Origin of the sequence: Luteolibacter sp. LG18, from assembly GCF_036322585.1 — a bacterium.
GTDB lineage: Bacteria > Verrucomicrobiota > Verrucomicrobiia > Verrucomicrobiales > Akkermansiaceae > Luteolibacter.
The window spans coordinates 2,414,254-2,431,508 of record NZ_AP024600.1 but is presented as its reverse complement, the minus strand read 5'-3'; the positions used below and the strand labels follow the sequence as shown (position 1 = coordinate 2,431,508).

The window sequence follows — 17,255 nt, the reverse complement described above, 5'->3', positions numbered from 1 at the left end:
ACGCAACCCCGAATAAAAAAGCCCGCCACGGCGATCCGTGGCGGGCTTGAAATCAAGCTGTGGCCTCACAACCGCCGCTCGGCGATCTCCGCCTTCAGCTCGGCGAGGAACTCGTCGACGGGCTTCGAGCCGAGGTCGTCCTTGTCACGGTGGCGGACGGAAACGGTGCCTTCCTCCTCCTCGCGCTGGCCGATGACCAGCATGTAGGGGATGCGCTCGAGGCGGGCGTTGCGGATCTTCGCGCCGATCTTGTCGGAATCGCGGTCGATGGTGACGCGGATGCCGGCGTCGGCGAGCTTCGCGGTCACGGCTTCCGCCGTTTCGAGCGTCTTCTCGGAGATCGGCAGCACGCGGACCTGCTCCGGAGCGAGCCACGCCGGGAACTTGCCCTCGAAGTGCTCGATGAGCAGGCCGGTGAAACGCTCCAGCGAGCCAAACGGCGCGCGGTGGATCATCACCGGCGTGTGCTGGGTATTGTCCGCGCCGATGTAGGAAAGCTTGAAGCGCTCAGGCAGGTTGTAGTCCACCTGCACGGTGCCGAGCTGCCAGTCGCGGCCGATCACGTCCTTCACCACGAAGTCGATCTTCGGTCCGTAGAACGCGGCTTCGCCGAGTTCCTCGGTGTATTCCACGCCGAGCACCTGCACGGCGCTGCGCAGGGCGTTCTCCGCCTTGTCCCAGTTCTCCGCCTTGCCGACGTACTTGTCGGACTCCGGATCACGGAGCGAAAGGCGCACGCGGTAGTCGCCCATGCCGAGGGTGCCGAGCACCTTCTTCACGAGGTCGAGGCACTTCGTGACTTCCTCCGCCACTTGGTCGGGCGTGCAGAACAGGTGGGCATCGTCCTGCGTGAAGCCGCGGACGCGGGTCATGCCGCCGAGCTCGCCGGACTGCTCCCAGCGGTACACCGTGCCGAACTCGGCCAGGCGCACCGGCAGATCGCGATACGAGCGGTGTTCGCTCGCGAAGATCTTGATGTGGTGCGGGCAGTTCATCGGCTTCAGCATGTAGCCTTCGTACGTGCCGTCGGAGAGGCCGTTGATGAGCTGCGAGCAGGTCGCGTCCTCGTCGGCGAGCTTTTCGAGCACGTCGCGCTCGGCGATCGCCGGGTACTGGCTTTCCTGGTAATACGGGAAGTGGCCGGAGGTGCGGTAGAGATCGAGCTTGCCGATGTGCGGCGTGAACACCTGCGAGTAGCCCTGCTTGTCGAGCTCGGCGGTGATGAAGTCCTGGAGCGAGCGGCGGATGAGCGCACCCTTCGGTTTCCACAGGATCAGGCCCTGGCCGACTTCTTCATCGATATGGAACAGGTGCAGCTCGCGGCCGAGGCGGCGGTGGTCGCGCTTCTTCGCCTCCTCCAGACGCACCAGGTGCTGCTCGAGGAGTTCCTTGTTTTCGAAAGCCGTGCCGTAGAGGCGCTGCAGGCTGCCCTTCGATTCATCGCCCAGGTAGAAGGACGAGGACACCGACATCAGCTTCACGTTCTTGCACTTCGCCGTGTAGCCCACGTGCGGGCCTGCGCAGAGGTCGATGAACTCGCCGTTCTGGAAGCAGGAGATCTCCTCGCCCTCGGGGATCTTGTCGATCAGGTCGAGCTTGAAGCGGCTCGGGTTGCCCGGGCGCTCGGAGAGACCGCCGAGACGGCCGCTTTCGGCCATCGCCTTGGCTTCCTCTCGGGAAATGACGCGGCGCTCGAACTTCTGGTTCTCCTTCGCGATCTTCTTCATCTCCGCCTCGATCTTCTCGAAGTCATCCGGCGTGATCCGGTGCTTCATCTCGAAGTCGTAATAGAAGCCGGTCTCGATCGGCGGACCGTAGGCAAACTGGGCGTCCGGCCAGATCCGCAGGATGGCGGTGGCCATGACGTGGGCGCAGGAGTGGCGCAGGCGCTCCAGGTCCGTCATCTGCTGGCGCTCGTCGAGGGTCTTCCGTTCGGCTGACATGGGACGGCGGATGAAACACCCCGCGGCCCGATTTTCAAGGCAAACCCGCCACCCATCGGGTGGCGGCGGGAGAGAGCCGGGATTCCCCCGCCCCCGGTCCCAGCGGCAGAAAACCGCGCGCGTTTCGGGAATTTTCTCCGGAACGCCTCCTTATTTGCCCCCTACCAGCCCTGGACCTTATACGCCTCTTGAACTCTGCATCCCGAAAGGGATGACAGCCCCAGTAGCCGGAGGTTGAGGAGCCTCGGCGGCGACACCTCCGGTTCAGGCGGAAAGATCATTTGATCCCGAAGGGGATCGCAGCCGGGTTCGGAGGCCTGCGGAATTCCATCTCCCATTCCACCCTCGGAGCCAGGGCACGTGGCTGGCACCCGCTTCGGGGTGCGATTCCTGATCCGGGCTGTCCGGTGGTGTCGTCGCCGAGGCTCCTCAACCACCGGCTACTGAAGCTGCGATCCCTTCGGGATCCAGAACCTCCCCGTTGACACTCATAAAGATCAGGCAACCCGCCGACCGTTATTTCTGACCGCCCGCTCCGGCGGAAACGTCGACCTTGATCTTGCCCTCCTCGCGGCCGGTCCAGCTTTCCACCACTACGACCAGTTCGGTCGGCACCACCTTGAACGACCACGTGATGCTGCCCGAGCCCGAACCGAATCCGCCCATCCAGGAGCTCATCGTCTGGCGCGCCTCGATCGGCTGGCCGTCCTTGGTGAGGAACCGGATGCCCGCGAACTCATCGAGCTTGCGGTTGGTGGTCAGGGTGAGCTCATAGGCATGCTTGTCGCCGCCGAAGAAGGCACCGCTCGAACCGGAGCCAGCGGACTGGACCTCCGCGGACTTCACCTTCAGGGTCGGCAACTGGGCGGCCTTGTCCGCGGGGAATGCGATCGCTGCGCCCTCCTTCGGCACCAGGACCTCGCTCTTGGTCTCGTCCTTGCCGGTGGCATAAACGACCGGAATCTCGCCGGTGATTTTCACCGTGCCGTCCGCCGCGGCCTGCCAAGCCCCGGTGGCTTTCAACTCGAGGCGCAGGGACTTGTGATCCTTGGTGAACGAGTTGTCGGCGTTGAAGAACCGCGATTGGGCGGTGGCTCCGCCGAACTTCACCGCCATCTTGTCGGTGTTCACGCCGACCATCTGCTTGTCGGAGCTGATGATCAGCACCGCGGTGGCGCCCTTCTCGCTGTTCAGGGTCTTGAACATGCCGAACTGGCCGCCCTCGTCCCAGACGAGTTGGAGACCGGCGAGCTTGACCGTCGGCTCGGCGGCGGTGGCGGCGGTGACGAGGAGGGCGGAAAGGAGAATGGAGGATTTCATCTCGGAAACACCATGACCGGATCGACGCCCCGCGGCGATTGGCAAATCCACCGCGGTTTCCACTTCCGCTGTTAGAAAGGCGGGCCATTCCCGCCGCCACTCCTGAAAAATTGCCTGCAAAAATCCGATGCCGCCCTACGTTATGGATCACGCATGCTCCGTTGGTTGTCGTTGTTGTGGATTTGCGTCGCGTCCGTCTGCCCTGCCGCAGAAGCGGATCTGGACCGCGCCATCGCCCAATTCCGGAATTTCCAATTGGGCAAGGCGGCAGCCGGGATGCAGGACACCAACGAGGGCCGCCCCGCGGACGCCAAGGTGGACCGCTCCATCCGCAGCTTGAAACCGGATGGCTCCTGGCCGGACATCGACTACGGTGGCAAGGCCCGGTCCGCCTGGCAACCCGCCGAGCACGTGGGGCGGTTGCGGGCGATGGTCGGATCGGTGGCCAAAAATGAAGGCAACCGCGCCGAAACCCTCGCCGCGGTCCACCGCGCCTTCGCCTTCTGGATCAAAGCCGACCTCCAGTGCCCGAACTGGTGGTACAACAACATCGGCATCCCGAAGGAGCTCGCCACCTGCGGTCTGCTGCTCGGCAAGGACCTGCTGCCGGAGGAAAAGCGGTTCCTCACCGAGGTGCTGATGCCGCGCTCGAAGATCGCCATGACCGGCCAGAACCGCCAGTGGCTGGCGGGAAATACCCTCATGTTCGGCCTGCTCAAGCGCGATGAGGCGGTGGTGGGCGAGGCCTCCGGAGTGATCTGGAACGAGGTGCAGGTCACCGAAAAGGAAGGCATCCAGCCGGACCACAGCTTCCACCAGCACGGGCCGCAGCAGCAGTTTGGCAACTACGGTTTGGCCTTCGCCGTGGAGATCGGCCGCTGGGCGATCATGCTCACCCGCACGCCGTGGGCCCTTCCGGCCACGAAACTGGAGGCCTACCGGCACTTCCTCCTCGATGGCGAGGCATGGATCTGCTGGCGCGGCGTAATGGACATCGGCGCCTGCGGCCGCCAGTTCCGCCCCGGCGCGCCGGAGAGCAAGGCGTCCACCATCACCAGCGCCCTCGGGTGCGCGGCCGAGTTCGACCGGGACAGCGCTCCCGCCTATCAGGCCGCCGCGAAACGCAACCAACCCGGCGCGCCCAACGACCTCACTGGCAACCGCTTCTTCTGGCGCTCCGATGGCATGGTGCAGCGCAATGCCGACTGGTGCGCCACCTTGAAAATGTCATCGAACCGCGTGATCGGCGCGGAAATCGTCAACGACGAGAACCTCTCCGGCTACCACCTCGGCGATGGCATGCTGCTGCTCTACCGCGGTGGCGGCGAATACCGGGACATCTTCCCGGTCTGGGACTGGCGGAAACTTCCCGGCACCACCTGCGCTCAGAACGATCTCCCGCGTCTCGGCCATTCGGCGGTGCCGCGCGATTTCATCGGCGGCCTCTCGAACGGCGGCCAAGGCCTCGCCGTGATGGACTATGCCCGCGATGGTGCCAGCGCCCGCAAAGCGTGGTTTTTCAACGACACCACGGTGGTCTGCCTCGGGGCCGCCATCACCGGCAACGGCAAGGAGAACGTCGTCACCACCCTCGAGCAATCCCTTCTCCAAGGACCACCCCACGGCCAACAGGACGGCCGCCCCACCACGCCCGTGTCCGGCACCCTCTCCGGCCTCGAATGGATCGAGCACGGCGGCTTCCGCTACAGCCTGTTGGAAAAAGCCCCGCTCACCCTCGCCTCCAGACCCGCCACCGGAAACTGGAGCCGCGTTTTCCGGAACCCGGGCACGCCGAAGGCCGATGTCACCAAGCCGCTCTTCCTCCTCACGCTCGACCACGGTTCCCAGCCGAAAAACGCCCGCTACGCCTACGCCCTCTCCCCGGCGGGCGAGGCCCCGCGGATGAAGCTGCTGGCGAACTCCGACGACCTCCAGGCCGTCCAGATCACCCCGGACCTCACCGGTCTGGCCTTCTGGAAAGCGGGCACCTTCAAGACCCCGTCCGGCGCGCCGGTGACCGTCGGCCAGCCCTGCGTGGCCCTCCTCGATACCGCGAAACGCGAGCTACGCGTGGCCGATCCGACCCAGAAACTCACCTCGCTGCAAGTCACCCTCGGCAGTGCGGCCCGCACCGTGGACCTGCCCTCGGGAGGCCGGGCGGGCACCGCCGTGGTGGTGAAGTAGGTCATCCACGGCAACTGGAACGCCGCCTGCTCAGTCCGCCGCGCGATGGATGAATCCCGCTTTTACAGCTTCAGCGGCGGCCCTGCGGGGCCCTGGCGCGTGACCCGCGTCAGCCCCTATCTCGGCGACACCTTGGAAACGCCGACCCACCTCGACATCCGGAACGCCAACCTGCTGTCCCCTCCCGCGGATTCCACCTGGGTGCTGCGCGGCGTGACCAGCCACCAGCGCTACGTCACCCGCTCCGAGCAAGCGTCCCTTGCCGCCATCCAGCCCACGCTCGGCCGCCCGGAGGCCACGCTCGCCGCGCTGATCCCGATTCGGAAAAACGCCGCCTGGTGGGCCCTCACCCAGGAAGAACGGCGCGAGATTTTCGAAGACCGCTCAGCCCACACCGCCACCGGCCTGCGCTATCTCCCCGCCATCGCCCGCCGCCTCCATCACTCGCGCGACCTCGGCGAACCGTTCGATTTCCTGACGTGGTTCGAATACGCCCCGGAAAACGCCAGCGCCTTCGAGGACCTCGTCGCCACCCTCCGCACCACCGCGGAGTGGCAATACGTCGAGCGGGAAGTCGACATCCGCCTCGTGCGCGCCGCCGGTTAGAGCCTATCCCCCCAGAATCGCCAGCTCGCGCAGGATGTTTTCCCGAGCCACCGTCTCGCGGAGCTGGTAGGCTGCGGTGCGGTAGATCGGTTTCTCCAGGAAGCGCCGCACCACCGCCGCGCGGCCCTTTCGGAAGTCCTCGTCCGGCACGTGCCCGTATTCCCGCCGGATCGCGTCACGGTATCCATCGTAGTCCGTCGCCGGAGCCGAAAGCACCGCCAGATCGATGTCCAGCATCAGGTGCACGTCCGGGTCGTCCCCGGACTCCGTCCGGAAATCCGTCGCCAGGATCAACCGCTGGATGTTCTCCGCCCGGGCGGGATCGATCCAGTCCTTGGTCACCTCCAGAAAATACTCCGCGCTCCGTAACTCGTTGTCGTCACGGGTCGGATCGTAGATCGCGTCGTGGAACCAGATCGCGCCCTCCACGATAGGATTCACCCCCACCCCGTCCAGATGCGCCAACGAGGCTCCGATGTGGTCGAGCGTATGGTAGTGGCGGTGCGGCTCGCAGTAGCGGCTGCCCAGATCGAGCCACAGCAAGCCCGCGGACTCGCCATCCGCACCGGCGGAAATACACCACATCAAAAAGCGGCTCTTCATCGGGGGCGATTATAGTTCCAGTGTCCGGAGAATGCGAAGCTCGCGTTGTGCCACCTCGTCGTCGTGGGGAGCGGTCCGCAGGCGGGTCTCGGCCTCGGCCCGCGCCAGCAGGATCACGCCCTGCATTTCCTCCCGCAGCCCCGGGTCCCCGGCCAGCGGCCCCTCGGCCCCCACCCACTCGTGGATGAACTCCGCCAGGAACTGCGGCTGGCACACCCGGTAAATCCGAGCGCCATAGCGCACCAGGTCCGGCACCGCCGGATCATGCAGGCCGCTACGCTTCACGATCGCCAGTGCCTCCTCCGCCGCATCCGTGGCGGTGGCGATCCAGTCGCCCGCCGAGGCCGTACCCTCCGGCGTCTCCGCCAGCAGGGCCAGCGCCCGGCACAGCACCGCCCGCGCCCGGATACCTGTCTGCGCGATCAGGCCATCCCCCGGCTCCTGCGGGCGCAGCGCCGCCACTCCGGCGGCGGCCTCCCGCCAGCCGTCCTCCACCCGGCCCGCATCGAGCAGCACCCGCGCCCGGTTGATCGTCGCCATCGCCGCCAAGAAGCGGCGGGTCGGCGTGACGTCACGGCCATGTGTTTCCAAAACGTTCTCCGCCTCGGCGAAACCGGCCAGCGACTCCTCCGTCCGGCCCGCATCGCCGCAGGCCGTGGCGCGGTTGATCCAGGCAAGGATCAGCCGTTCCGCGAACATCGGATCGCCGTCCAGGGGGACGTGGCCCATCGCCTCGATGCCCCGGTCCAGCGAACGGATCGCCTCCGGCAGCAAACGCTCGTCGCCGAGCTGCCGGAGCGCGTCGCTGCGGTTGATCCACGCCGCCGCCAGCAACCACGCCGATTCTCCGTCCTCCCGCCACGGGAACGATTCCCGCAACGCCACCGCGCGGTCGAAATGGCCGAGCGCCGCCCGCCATTCCCCCTGCCCCAGCAGCGCGATCCCCTGCTGCATCTCCTGCTTCGAGCCCACGCGCAGCCGTTGGAGTTCCTCCTCGTTCACGCGGCCAGTGTGGAGGTCAATTGCGACACCCCGCAATGTTCGATGTTGGACGATCGCCGCCGGCCGTTCATGCTCCCGGCCACATGGACGCGATTGAAAAAGCCCGCCGGGTCATCCGGATCGAAACCGACTCGCTCGAGCGGCTGGCCAGCCGGCTCGACGAGGGCTTTTCCCGCGCCGTGTCCCTGCTCAAGGAAACCCTCGACCAGCGCGGGAAAATCGTCGTCATCGGCGTCGGCAAATCCGGCAACATCGGCCACAAGATCGCCGCCACCCTGAACTCCACCGGCGCCACCGCCGTGGTCCTCAATTCCCAGAACGCCCTCCACGGCGATCTCGGCCTGCTTTCCGACGGCGACGCCGTGATCGCCCTCTCCTACTCCGGCGAAACCCGCGAGCTGCTCGACCTGCTGCCCTTCATCAAGCGCTTCGACGTTCGCCTGATCGCCCTCACCGGCAAGCCCTCCTCCACCCTTTCCGAGTTCAGCGATGTCACGCTGGACACCTCCGTGGAACGCGAGGCCTGCCCGCTGAATCTCGCCCCCACCTCCTCCTCCACCGCCATGCTGGTGATGGGCGACGCCCTCGCCATGGTGCTGCTGGAGGCCCGTGGCTTCACCGAGGAGGACTTCGCCCGTTTCCATCCCGGCGGCTCGCTCGGTCGCGCCCTGCTCACCAAGGTCGCCGACATCATGCGCAGCGGCACGGAACTGGCCACCGTGCCGGAAATCTCAACCGTCCGCGAGGCCCTGCTGGCCATGTCCGCCGCCCGCTCCGGCGCCTGCTTGATCCTCGCGGAAAACGGCTCCCTGGCCGGCATTTTCACCCACGGCGACTTCGCCCGCTGCTTCCAGCAGGACGCCCACATCGCGGACCGCCCGGTGGCCGACTTCATGACCCGCCGCCCGATCAGCGTGCAGGCCGAGTCCCTCGCCGCCGAGGCCGTCAAAACCATCGGCCACAACCGCGTCGACGACGTGGTGGTCCTCGACCCCCAAGGCCGCCCGGTGGGCCTGATCGACAGCCAGGACCTCGCCCGGCTGAAGATCGTTTAGGAGCACAAACATTCCTGTTTGTGAATGGGCGCGGCCCGTTCCCGGGTGGATTCACAAACCCTCTCAGGGCTCCAGTTCGAACCCTTGCTTGAGGGCGGAGTCTCTCCGCCCGCAGGCAGGAATGCCTACGCTACTTAGCTGTTCAAAAAACCACCATTTCCCGGAATCCGATCTTGATTCCTTAAGACCGCCAGACTATCAAGGCCACACTTCCGCATGGCCCGGTCGCGTCCACTCAAGCTCTCCGACAAACTGGCGAAGAACCGTCGCCGGGACCGCCCGACGTTCGGGGAGATGATGCGCACCGCCAACCAGCGCGCCCATGACCAGGCGAACCGCCGCCTCGGCCGCCGCGGCGAAAAATCGATCCAAGCCGCGATCGCCGCCACCGCCCCGGTGGCGGATGACGACTTCGATGTCTCGCTGGGCCACCGGATGATGCGCTGGCTGGCCGGGCTCGCGCTGCTACCCATTGGCTGGGTCACCACCTGGACCTTCTTCTCGCAGTTCTCCCACGCCGCGCTCGATCGCGGTTTCTGGCAAACCTCCGCCTTCTGGTACTTCGCCACCGGGGCCCTGCTGATGGCGGGCTGGTTCCTCTCCGGCCTGTTGCAATCGGTTTTCCTCTACCTCTACGTGCTCGGCCACGAGCTCACCCACGCAATCTTCGTCTACCTCTGCCGCGGCAAGGTGACCGGCTTCCACGTCAGCCTGGAAGGCGGCTACATCACGACGAACAAGACGAACATCATCATCGCGCTCTCGCCCTACTTCGTGCCCTTCTGGTCGGCGGTGGTGGTCGCGATCTACCTGCTCTTCCGGCACACCACCGGCCTGCCGCCCTACGCGGACAAGATCCTCTTCGCCGCCACCGGTGCCACCTGGACCTTCCACTTCGCGTGGACGCTTTGGATGATCCCGCGGGACCAGCCGGACCTGAAGGAAAACGGCACCTTCCTCTCGCTGGTCATCATCTATCTGGCGAACCTGCTGGTGCTGGTGGCCCTGCTCTGCCTGGCCGCGGATCACCCGTGGCCGAGCGCCAAGGCATTCGCCCACGAATGGGTGCGCCATGCCGCCGTCTGGAGCGAGGCCCTGTGGTCCTGGGTCAAGACCGGCCGCATAATCTGATTTTGACTGTCAAGTCAACGGAATTGTCACTCGGCGAAAGATGCCCCCGGGGAGCGGTGTAGTAGGGTCGCGGTCGTTGACCGCTAACATGAGTGCCAAGACCCCATACACCCCGATCCCCGACCAGGCTTTGGTTCCGACCGAAGCCCGGATGGGAACCGTCTGGGACTCGGAGGCGATCGCACGATTGATCCGCTCCAAGTCCAACCACGGCGAAACCCCGGCCTTCCTGTTCCTCGGGAAAAAGGAAGCCGGACTACTCCGCGGCCACCTCGCCCAAGCGTTCGGCGAGGAAGCCGTGACCACCCTCAAGGACACCTACTACCAGGGCCTTGAAGTCATCACGATCGAAGCCGATTCGTTCGTGTTCGCCGGCGGCCGCAAGGTCCGCCGAACCCTCCAGGATCCGATCTCCCGCCGCCTGCCCTGGCAGGAACGGGACACCGCCGGACTCTGGTCCCTCCGCCTCTAAAGGGCACCCGACCACTGGAAAAACGGCACCGAAACCGCAGATGACGGGGATGGCCCGGCCTCCCTGACCGCCCCCGCGATCCCCGTCACCCCCGGTTTTAAACCCTGACCGCTTTTTCCAGGCCGCCGGGCATCGGGTATCGGTTCACGCCGATGCCGGGTGTCCGGCGCTTGTTTTTCAGGGGATGGCTCCGCCGCCACGGTCGATTCCCCATGGATTCCCGCCCGCGGATCTGGCAGGCTGCCGGCTTGCCATGAAAATCCCCATCCTTGTCTGCATCGCCTGCTCCCTCGGTGTCGCGTTCGCCGAACCCGCGGCCCCCGCTCCCGCCAAGCCACCCGCAGGCGTGAATCCGAAACTCACCTCGGCCGATGCCACCTACGGCTTTTCCAAGGACAATCCGGTCCAGACCGGCTCGAAGGACGAATACGGCGGCCCGGCCGCCGAGCGCGAATATCTCGACACCCTCCGCGACGAAGCGGGCAAACCGGTGGCCTATTCCCGCTCCGGCAGTGTCGGCGCTGGCAAGGACGGACACATCCTCGACCTCTACGACCTCCAGACCAGCACCGGCCGGAAACTTCAGCTCTACATTGACATGTACCACCCGAAGAACGACCCGAAAAAGCAGCCCGCCCCGGCCGGACTCTTCAAGGCGAAGTGAGCGCGAACCTGGACCTTCCGCACTCTTCCCAACCTCCCCCCTTGACAGGCCGACCTTTTCCGGCATTCTCCCCGCCCCGCCGCGTCGGAAACGTGGTGGACCTCTCCGCCATGAAAAAGGATCTCCATCCCAAGTACAACCCGGTCGTGTTCGTCGACATGACGACCGGCGCGCGTTTCGTCACCCGCTCCACCAAGACCTCCGAGAAGAAGGAAGTCATCGACGGTGTCGAACACAGCGTGATCTCCATGGGTATCACCTCGGACTCCCACCCGTTCTTCACGGGTCAGAAGCAGTTCGTGGACACCGAAGGCCGCATCGACAAGTTCACCAAGCGCTTCGGTGCCGTCCGCCGCGTCGGCAAGCCGAAACTCGGCGCCTGATGACCTCCGCCGGACCTCGTCCGGTAACAGCAAGGTTTTCCACGAAACGCCCGTCCGCAGCCTGCGGCCGGGCGTTTTGCTTGGCGGCGGGCCTCATCGGCGCTTTGCTCCCCGCGTGCTCGCGAAACGCATCATCCCCTGTCTCGACGTGACCGATGGCCGTGTGGTCAAGGGCGTCAACTTCGTCGACCTCATCGATGCCGGCGATCCCGTGGAAGCGGCCATGGCCTACAACGCCCAACAGGCCGACGAGCTCGTCTTCCTCGACATCACCGCCTCCTCCGACAACCGCGGCACCATGGTCGATGTCGTCCGCCGCACCGCGCAGCATTGCTTCATCCCGCTCACCGTGGGCGGCGGCATCCGCAGCGTGGAGAACATGCACGAGATGCTGATGGCCGGAGCCGACAAGGTCGGCGTGAACACCTCCGCCGTGACCAATCCCGGCCTGGTGGACGCCGGAGCCAAGGCCTTCGGCAGCCAGTGCATCGTGGTCGCGATCGATGCGAAGAGCGAGGGCCCGGGCAAATGGGGCGTCTACACCCACGGTGGCCGCACGCCCGTAGGTCTCGATGCCGTGGAGTGGGCGAAGGAAGTCTGGCGCCGCGGCGCCGGTGAAATCCTGCTCACCAGCATGGACGCCGATGGCACCCAGGCCGGCTACGACCTCGGCCTCACCGCCGCCGTTTCCGAAGCCGTGGGCATCCCCGTGATCGCCAGCGGTGGCGCGGGAAATCTCGATCACATGGTGGACGTTCTCGAAAAAGGCAAGGCGGACGCCGTCCTCGCCGCCAGCATCTTCCACTTCGGCAAACACACGGTGGGAGAGGCGAAGCGTCATTTCGCCGAACGAGGGATCCCGGTCCGTCCACCCTTCCGGCACGCAAGCGCTTGAAAATAATTACTTGCCAGCCGAACACATCCACGCTTATGCATGTGCGGTCCTCCGGGCTTGCCTGGTAGGGACGCGCTTCGTCTGGTCTCCCACGCCATGGTCTCAGGAAGTGTTCAGCGTGATGGCGTAATCTGAGAATTGAAGCAAATGGACATCTACGTGGGCAACCTGCCCTACACCGCGACGGAAGAAGACATCACTGGTCTCTTCGCCTCGTACGGCCCGGTTGATCGGGTCAAAATCATCACCGACCGTGAAACCGGTCGCTCGAAGGGTTTCGCATTCGTGACCCTCGGCGATCAGAGCCAGATCGAAGCAGCTGTCGAGGCCCTGAACGGCTATGACCTCCAGGGCCGTGCCCTCCGCGTGAATGCTTCCGAGCCCAAGGAAAACAAGGGCTTCGGTGGTGGCGGCGGTGGCTACAAGGGCGGTGGCGGCGGTGGCTACAAAGGTGGTGGCGGCGGCGGCTACAAAGGTGGCGGCGGCGGCGGTGGCTACAAGGGTGGCGGCGGCGGCGGCGGTTACGGCGAACGCCGTGGCGGTGGTGGCGGCGGCTACAAGGGCGGCGGCGGCGGCGGTTACGGCGATCGCCGTGGCGGTGGCGGCGGCGGCTACAAGGGTGGCGGCGGCGGCTGGGACTAATCCCCACGCCTGATCCTATCAAACATTTTCCCAAGGCACCCGGCTTCGCAAGAGGCCGGGTGTTTTGTTTTGTCCCACAAGGACAGCAGAAAGAAGGGTGTCACCTCAGCCCCGATACACCCGCGTCACCCGCGGCGTGATGCCGGTGAAGATCTCCCACGGGATGGTGCCCGCCTTTTTCGCGATTTCGGCGACGGGGATGTAAGCCCCGAACAACTCGACCTCATCTCCCTCCGCCGCCTCCGGCACGGCGCTCACATCGACCATGATTTGGTCCATCGACACACGCCCGAGCAGCGGACAACGCTGGCCGTGGATCCACACCTCGGTGCCGCGATTGGAGAGATGGCGCGTGTAGCCGTCGCCGTAGCCGATCCCGATCGTGGCGACCCGAGTCGGCCGGTCGGTGATGTAATCGCGGCCGTAGGAAACCCCGTGGCCCGCGGGCAATGTCCGCACCAGCGTGATGCGGGATTTCAGGGACATCACCGTCTTCAAGCGGTCCTGGAATTCCGGCAGGGGTGAGACTCCGTAGAGCAGCAGTCCCGGCCGCACCAGGTTGCACGCGTGGTTGTCGTAGCCGAGCAGCCCCGCGCTGCTGGAAAGATGGCGCCAGTGGAAACGCTCCACGCCGCCCAATTCCCCGAGCACGCCTTCGAACACGGCGAACTGTTTCAACGTGAACTCCCGGTCCTCGTCCGCCGATGGCAGATGCGATCCCAGCCCCTCGATGACCAGGTGCTCCAGTGTGTCGAGCTCCGGCAGCAACGCGGGCAGACCCGCCGCCACGAAGCCGCCGCGGCCCATGCCGGTGTCCACCGAGATGTGCACCTTCAGCCGCACGCCCGCGTCCGCGGCCAGCTCGTTGAAATGTAGGGCCTCCTCCATCGAGGACAAACACGGCGTCCAATCCTGCGCCACGATCTCCGCACGCTCCTCGGCCCAGGTCGCACCCAGCAGATAAACCCGCGTCTTCACGCCCGCATGGCGGATGCGCCGCGCCTCACCGACATTGGCGACGCCAAAAAACTCGATCCCCTCCGCTTCCAGGGCCCGCGCCACTTCTTCCAAGCCGTGACCGTAGGCACCCGCCTTCACCACCGGCATCAGGTGGCAGCCACAGGCCTCGCGGGCCACGCCGAGATTGTGCCGGAGGGCGGACAAATCGACCTCCGCCCACGCACGGGGCGGCGAAGCAGGAACGGAAACACTCACGCCCGCCACCGTAATGAGCGCCCCGCCGCGGGCAAGCATGGGCACCACTGTTCAGGCCGGATTTCCACCACGCTGTGCAGGTGCCGCCGGTTCTACATCGGAATGCGGATCTCCACACTCTCCACATCCAGGATCATCGCGTCGCCGGGAAGCTCCAATGCCTCGAACACCGCTTGGCTGGCCGCGAACGCAACGGCGGCGTCAGTCGAATCCGCATAGGTGGTCATGATTTCCAACACGTCGACTTGATGGCGGCCATTCACTTTTCTCAACGCGTTCCGGATTCCAAAAGTCACCGCGGCCGCATAATAGGGTTCGGGATCCGGCTTCCCGCCCGGCGCCACACATCGCGCGAAAGAAATCGTGTTTCTCCCAGCGGGCTCGATGGAAAGCCGGACCAAGGCGAAGAAGCATCTGCCTCGGATCATCCGGGCCAACCTGTATTTCCCAATCGCCATCGCGGCCCAATCTAACCGGGAGAACCGCTCCGACAAGCCACAGGAGTATCCACATTCCCCTTCTTCACACTGGAAGAATCGGGCTCCAGCCACCACAGTGAAACCGCATGAGCATCTCTTCCGCGGACTACGAGAAACTCGGACAGTTCTACCTCGGTCGCGAATACGACCAGACCAGCAAGAAAGCCACGGACGACCTCGTCCTCTACGATTCGAAGGATCTCGTCACCCACGGCGTGGTCCTCGGCATGACCGGCTCCGGCAAGACCGGCCTTTGTCTCGCCGCCATCGAGGAGGCCGCGATGGACAACATCCCCGCCATCATCATCGATCCGAAGGGCGACATCTCCAACCTCCTGCTGACGTTCCCGAACCTCGCGCCGGAGGATTTCCGCCCGTGGATCAACGAGGACGACGCCGCGAAGAAGGGCGTGACTCCGGATGAGTTCGCCGCCCAGACCGCGGAGATGTGGAGGAAGGGCCTCGCCGACTGGGGCCAGACTCCGGAGCGCATCCAGCAGCTCCGCGACAAGGTCGACATCACCCTCTTCACCCCCGGCAGCAAGGCCGGCATCCCCGTTTCCATCCTCGCCTCGCTGGAGGCCCCGTCCGAGGAAGTGCTCGAAGACTCCGAGATCTACGGTGAACGCGTGGAGAGCACCGTGCTCTCGCTGCTCTCGCTGGTCGGCATCGATGCCGATCCGATCCAGAGCCCGGAAGCCGTGCTCCTCGCCGCCATTTTCCAGAACGAGTGGAAGAACGGCCGCAATGTCACCCTCGAGGGCCTCATCGCGCTGGTCCAGAAACCCGGCTTCGACAAGGTCGGCGTGATCGACCTCGAATCGTTCTATCCGCAGAAGACCCGCCAGGCGCTCGCGTTGAAATTCAACAACCTCGTCGCCTCGCCCGGCTTCGCCTCGTGGCTCGAGGGCCCGCCGCTCGACATCGGGCAGATGCTTCGCACGGACAGCGGCAAGCCGCGCCTCTCGATCTTCTCCATCGCCCACCTCGGCGATGCCGAGCGCATGTTCTTCGTCAGCCTGCTGCTCAACCAGACGCTCGCCTGGATGCGCACCCAGAACGGCACCACCTCGCTGCGCGCGCTGCTCTACATGGATGAGATCTACGGCTACCTGCCGCCGACCGCAAACCCGCCGTCGAAGAAGCCGCTGATGACCCTGCTCAAGCAAGGCCGCGCCTTCGGTCTGGGCTGCCTGCTCGCCACCCAGAACCCGGTCGACCTCGACTACAAGGCGCTCTCCAACATCGGCACCTGGTTCCTCGGCCGCCTGCAAACGGAGCGCGACAAGCTCCGCGTGCTCGATGGACTGGAAGGAGCCGCGGGCTCGCAGAACGCGAAGTTCGACCGCGACGAGATGGAGAAGCTCCTCTCGTCCCTCGGCAACCGCGTGTTCCTGATGAACAACGTCCACGAGGACCACCCCGTGCTGCTCCAGGTCCGCTGGGCGATGAGCTACCTCACCGGCCCGCTGACCCGGGCGCAGATCAAGACGCTGATGGATCCGAAACGCGGTGAGTTCGCCGCCGGCGGGGCCGCCGAAACCGTATCGGACAATCCGATGGCCGCGCCCCGCCCGGCCGCCGATGCCGCGGGCAGCCGCCCCGCGGTCGGCGTCGGTGTGGACGAGAAATTCGCGCCCGCATCCCGCGACGAGGACGGTATGGTTTACCGCCCCAACCTGCTCAAGGTCGGCGCGGTCCATTTCACCACCAAGGAAGGCGACTTCGCCCGCTCGGTGCGGCGGCTCAATGAACTCACCGACAAGGGCCCCTCGCCCACCCCGCTGCCGCCGCCCTTGAAGCCGGAAAACCTCGGCGGCGATCCCGCGCCCGGCATCGGCTTCGCGCCGCTACCCGGCTACGCGATGAACGCGGCGAACTACAAGCAGGTCGAGAAGGACTTCGCCGACGAACTCTACCGCAACGAACGCCTCGACATCTTCACCTGCGGGTCGCCCGAGGGCATTTCGAAACCCGGCGAGGCCGAAGCCGACTTCCGCCAGCGCCTCGCCCACGAAGGCCGTGAGGCCCGCGATGCCGCCGTGGAAAAGATCCGCCAGGATGCCGCGAAGAAGATCGCCTCGCTGGAGAGCAAGAAGACCACCGCCGAAGGCCAGCTCGCAAAGCAGAAGGCCGAGTCCCAGTCCGCCGTCATGCAAGCCGGGGTGTCCGTGCTCGGCGGTATCCTCGGGGCCGTGCTCGGACGGAAGAGCGGCATCAGCGGCCTGACCCGCACCGGCACCTCCGCCTTCGGCAAGGCCACCGGTGCCTACAAGCAGCACCAGGATGTGACCAATGCCGAGACCAAGGTCGAAGGCATCCAGTCCGAGATCGACGCGATCAACCAGTCCATCACCGACCAGATCGCCGCCCTCGACCAGAGCTTCACTCCGGAGGGGCTGGCGCTGGAAACCAAGTCGCTCAAACCCGGCAAGACCGACATCAAGGTCCAGGCCATCGCCCTGCTCTGGCTGCCCTACGACGAACGCGGCGACCGCGCCTGGTAACCGGCGGGGTGTAGGCAGTTTTGCCCACTACCGCATCCCGTGGAAAATCCGTAGCATGCCGATGGTCGATCTTCGGCCGCGGACTTCCCGGGTAATATGATGCAATGAACAGAGCTAAGGTGGCCGGATCACTCCGGTGGTCCGGCCACCTTCT

At 65.6% G+C, this 17,255-nt stretch carries 16 protein-coding genes; 10 read left to right on the top strand and 6 right to left on the bottom strand.

Going from position 1 to position 17,255, the window contains the following annotated elements:
* Nucleotides 1–65: 65 nt before the first annotated feature.
* Together thrS and llg_RS10170 are read right to left on the bottom strand one after the other, a co-directional pair.
* Nucleotides 66–1,943, bottom strand: a complete 1,878-nt coding sequence (gene thrS / locus llg_RS10175) for a threonine--tRNA ligase (protein ID WP_338289775.1) — start codon at nucleotides 1,941–1,943, stop codon at nucleotides 66–68.
* Nucleotides 1,944–2,459: 516 nt separating this feature from the next.
* Complete coding sequence (locus llg_RS10170) at nucleotides 2,460–3,263, bottom strand: hypothetical protein (protein WP_338289774.1); 804 nt, start codon at nucleotides 3,261–3,263, stop codon at nucleotides 2,460–2,462.
* Nucleotides 3,264–3,416: 153 nt separating this feature from the next.
* Between llg_RS10170 and llg_RS10165 the strand changes: the two genes are divergently transcribed.
* Entirely contained in the window at nucleotides 3,417–5,447 is a 2,031-nt protein-coding gene (locus llg_RS10165) for a polysaccharide lyase family 8 super-sandwich domain-containing protein (protein WP_338289773.1), read from the top strand.
* Nucleotides 5,448–5,492: 45 nt separating this feature from the next.
* Nucleotides 5,493–6,053 (top strand): chlorite dismutase family protein, encoded by a 561-nt coding sequence (locus llg_RS10160; protein WP_338289771.1) that lies wholly within the window; start codon nucleotides 5,493–5,495, stop codon nucleotides 6,051–6,053.
* A gap of 3 nt (nucleotides 6,054–6,056) precedes the next feature.
* Here the strand turns inward: llg_RS10160 and llg_RS10155 are convergent, their stop codons facing one another.
* Both llg_RS10155 and llg_RS10150 read right to left on the bottom strand, forming a co-directional pair.
* Complete coding sequence (locus llg_RS10155; RefSeq protein WP_338289770.1) at nucleotides 6,057–6,656, bottom strand: hypothetical protein; 600 nt, start codon at nucleotides 6,654–6,656, stop codon at nucleotides 6,057–6,059.
* A gap of 9 nt (nucleotides 6,657–6,665) precedes the next feature.
* Entirely contained in the window at nucleotides 6,666–7,658 is a 993-nt protein-coding gene (locus llg_RS10150) for a hypothetical protein (protein ID WP_338289769.1), read from the bottom strand.
* An 83-nt stretch (nucleotides 7,659–7,741) separates the two neighbouring features.
* Between llg_RS10150 and llg_RS10145 the strand changes: the two genes are divergently transcribed.
* The 7 genes from llg_RS10145 (at nucleotide 7,742) to llg_RS10115 (ending at nucleotide 12,900) form a co-directional block, all read left to right on the top strand.
* Nucleotides 7,742–8,713, top strand: coding sequence for a KpsF/GutQ family sugar-phosphate isomerase (locus tag llg_RS10145; RefSeq protein ID WP_338289768.1), 972 nt, complete (start codon nucleotides 7,742–7,744; stop codon nucleotides 8,711–8,713).
* A gap of 216 nt (nucleotides 8,714–8,929) precedes the next feature.
* Nucleotides 8,930–9,844, top strand: a complete 915-nt coding sequence (locus llg_RS10140; RefSeq protein ID WP_338289767.1) for a hypothetical protein — start codon at nucleotides 8,930–8,932, stop codon at nucleotides 9,842–9,844.
* Nucleotides 9,845–9,932: 88 nt separating this feature from the next.
* The gene (locus tag llg_RS10135; protein WP_338289766.1) at nucleotides 9,933–10,316 is read left to right on the top strand and encodes a hypothetical protein; all 384 of its coding nucleotides are present in this window, start codon (nucleotides 9,933–9,935) and stop codon (nucleotides 10,314–10,316) included.
* A 253-nt stretch (nucleotides 10,317–10,569) separates the two neighbouring features.
* Nucleotides 10,570–10,980 carry a hypothetical protein gene (locus tag llg_RS10130; protein ID WP_338289765.1) on the top strand — a complete coding sequence of 137 codons (411 nt, stop codon included), beginning with the start codon at nucleotides 10,570–10,572 and terminating at the stop codon, nucleotides 10,978–10,980.
* A 110-nt stretch (nucleotides 10,981–11,090) separates the two neighbouring features.
* Nucleotides 11,091–11,363, top strand: a complete 273-nt coding sequence (locus llg_RS10125) for a type B 50S ribosomal protein L31 (RefSeq protein ID WP_338289763.1) — start codon at nucleotides 11,091–11,093, stop codon at nucleotides 11,361–11,363.
* Nucleotides 11,364–11,478: 115 nt separating this feature from the next.
* Nucleotides 11,479–12,258: an imidazole glycerol phosphate synthase subunit HisF gene (hisF, locus tag llg_RS10120; protein ID WP_338289762.1), complete on the top strand. Its 780-nt coding sequence runs from the start codon at nucleotides 11,479–11,481 to the stop codon at nucleotides 12,256–12,258.
* A 147-nt stretch (nucleotides 12,259–12,405) separates the two neighbouring features.
* On the top strand, nucleotides 12,406–12,900 hold the full coding sequence (locus llg_RS10115; protein WP_338289761.1) for an RNA-binding protein: 495 nt from the start codon (nucleotides 12,406–12,408) through the stop codon (nucleotides 12,898–12,900).
* Nucleotides 12,901–13,005: 105 nt separating this feature from the next.
* Here the strand turns inward: llg_RS10115 and alr are convergent, their stop codons facing one another.
* Together alr and llg_RS10105 are read right to left on the bottom strand one after the other, a co-directional pair.
* A complete protein-coding gene (alr, locus tag llg_RS10110; RefSeq protein ID WP_338289760.1) occupies nucleotides 13,006–14,154 on the bottom strand; it encodes an alanine racemase in 1,149 nt (382 codons plus the stop codon).
* Between the two features lie 53 nt (nucleotides 14,155–14,207).
* Nucleotides 14,208–14,516 carry a hypothetical protein gene (locus tag llg_RS10105; RefSeq protein WP_338289759.1) on the bottom strand — a complete coding sequence of 103 codons (309 nt, stop codon included), beginning with the start codon at nucleotides 14,514–14,516 and terminating at the stop codon, nucleotides 14,208–14,210.
* 164 nt (nucleotides 14,517–14,680) lie between these two features.
* On the opposite strand from llg_RS10105, the gene llg_RS10100 reads away from it, so the two are divergent.
* Nucleotides 14,681–17,101: a DUF87 domain-containing protein gene (locus llg_RS10100; RefSeq protein WP_338289757.1), complete on the top strand. Its 2,421-nt coding sequence runs from the start codon at nucleotides 14,681–14,683 to the stop codon at nucleotides 17,099–17,101.
* Nucleotides 17,102–17,255 lie beyond the last annotated feature (154 nt).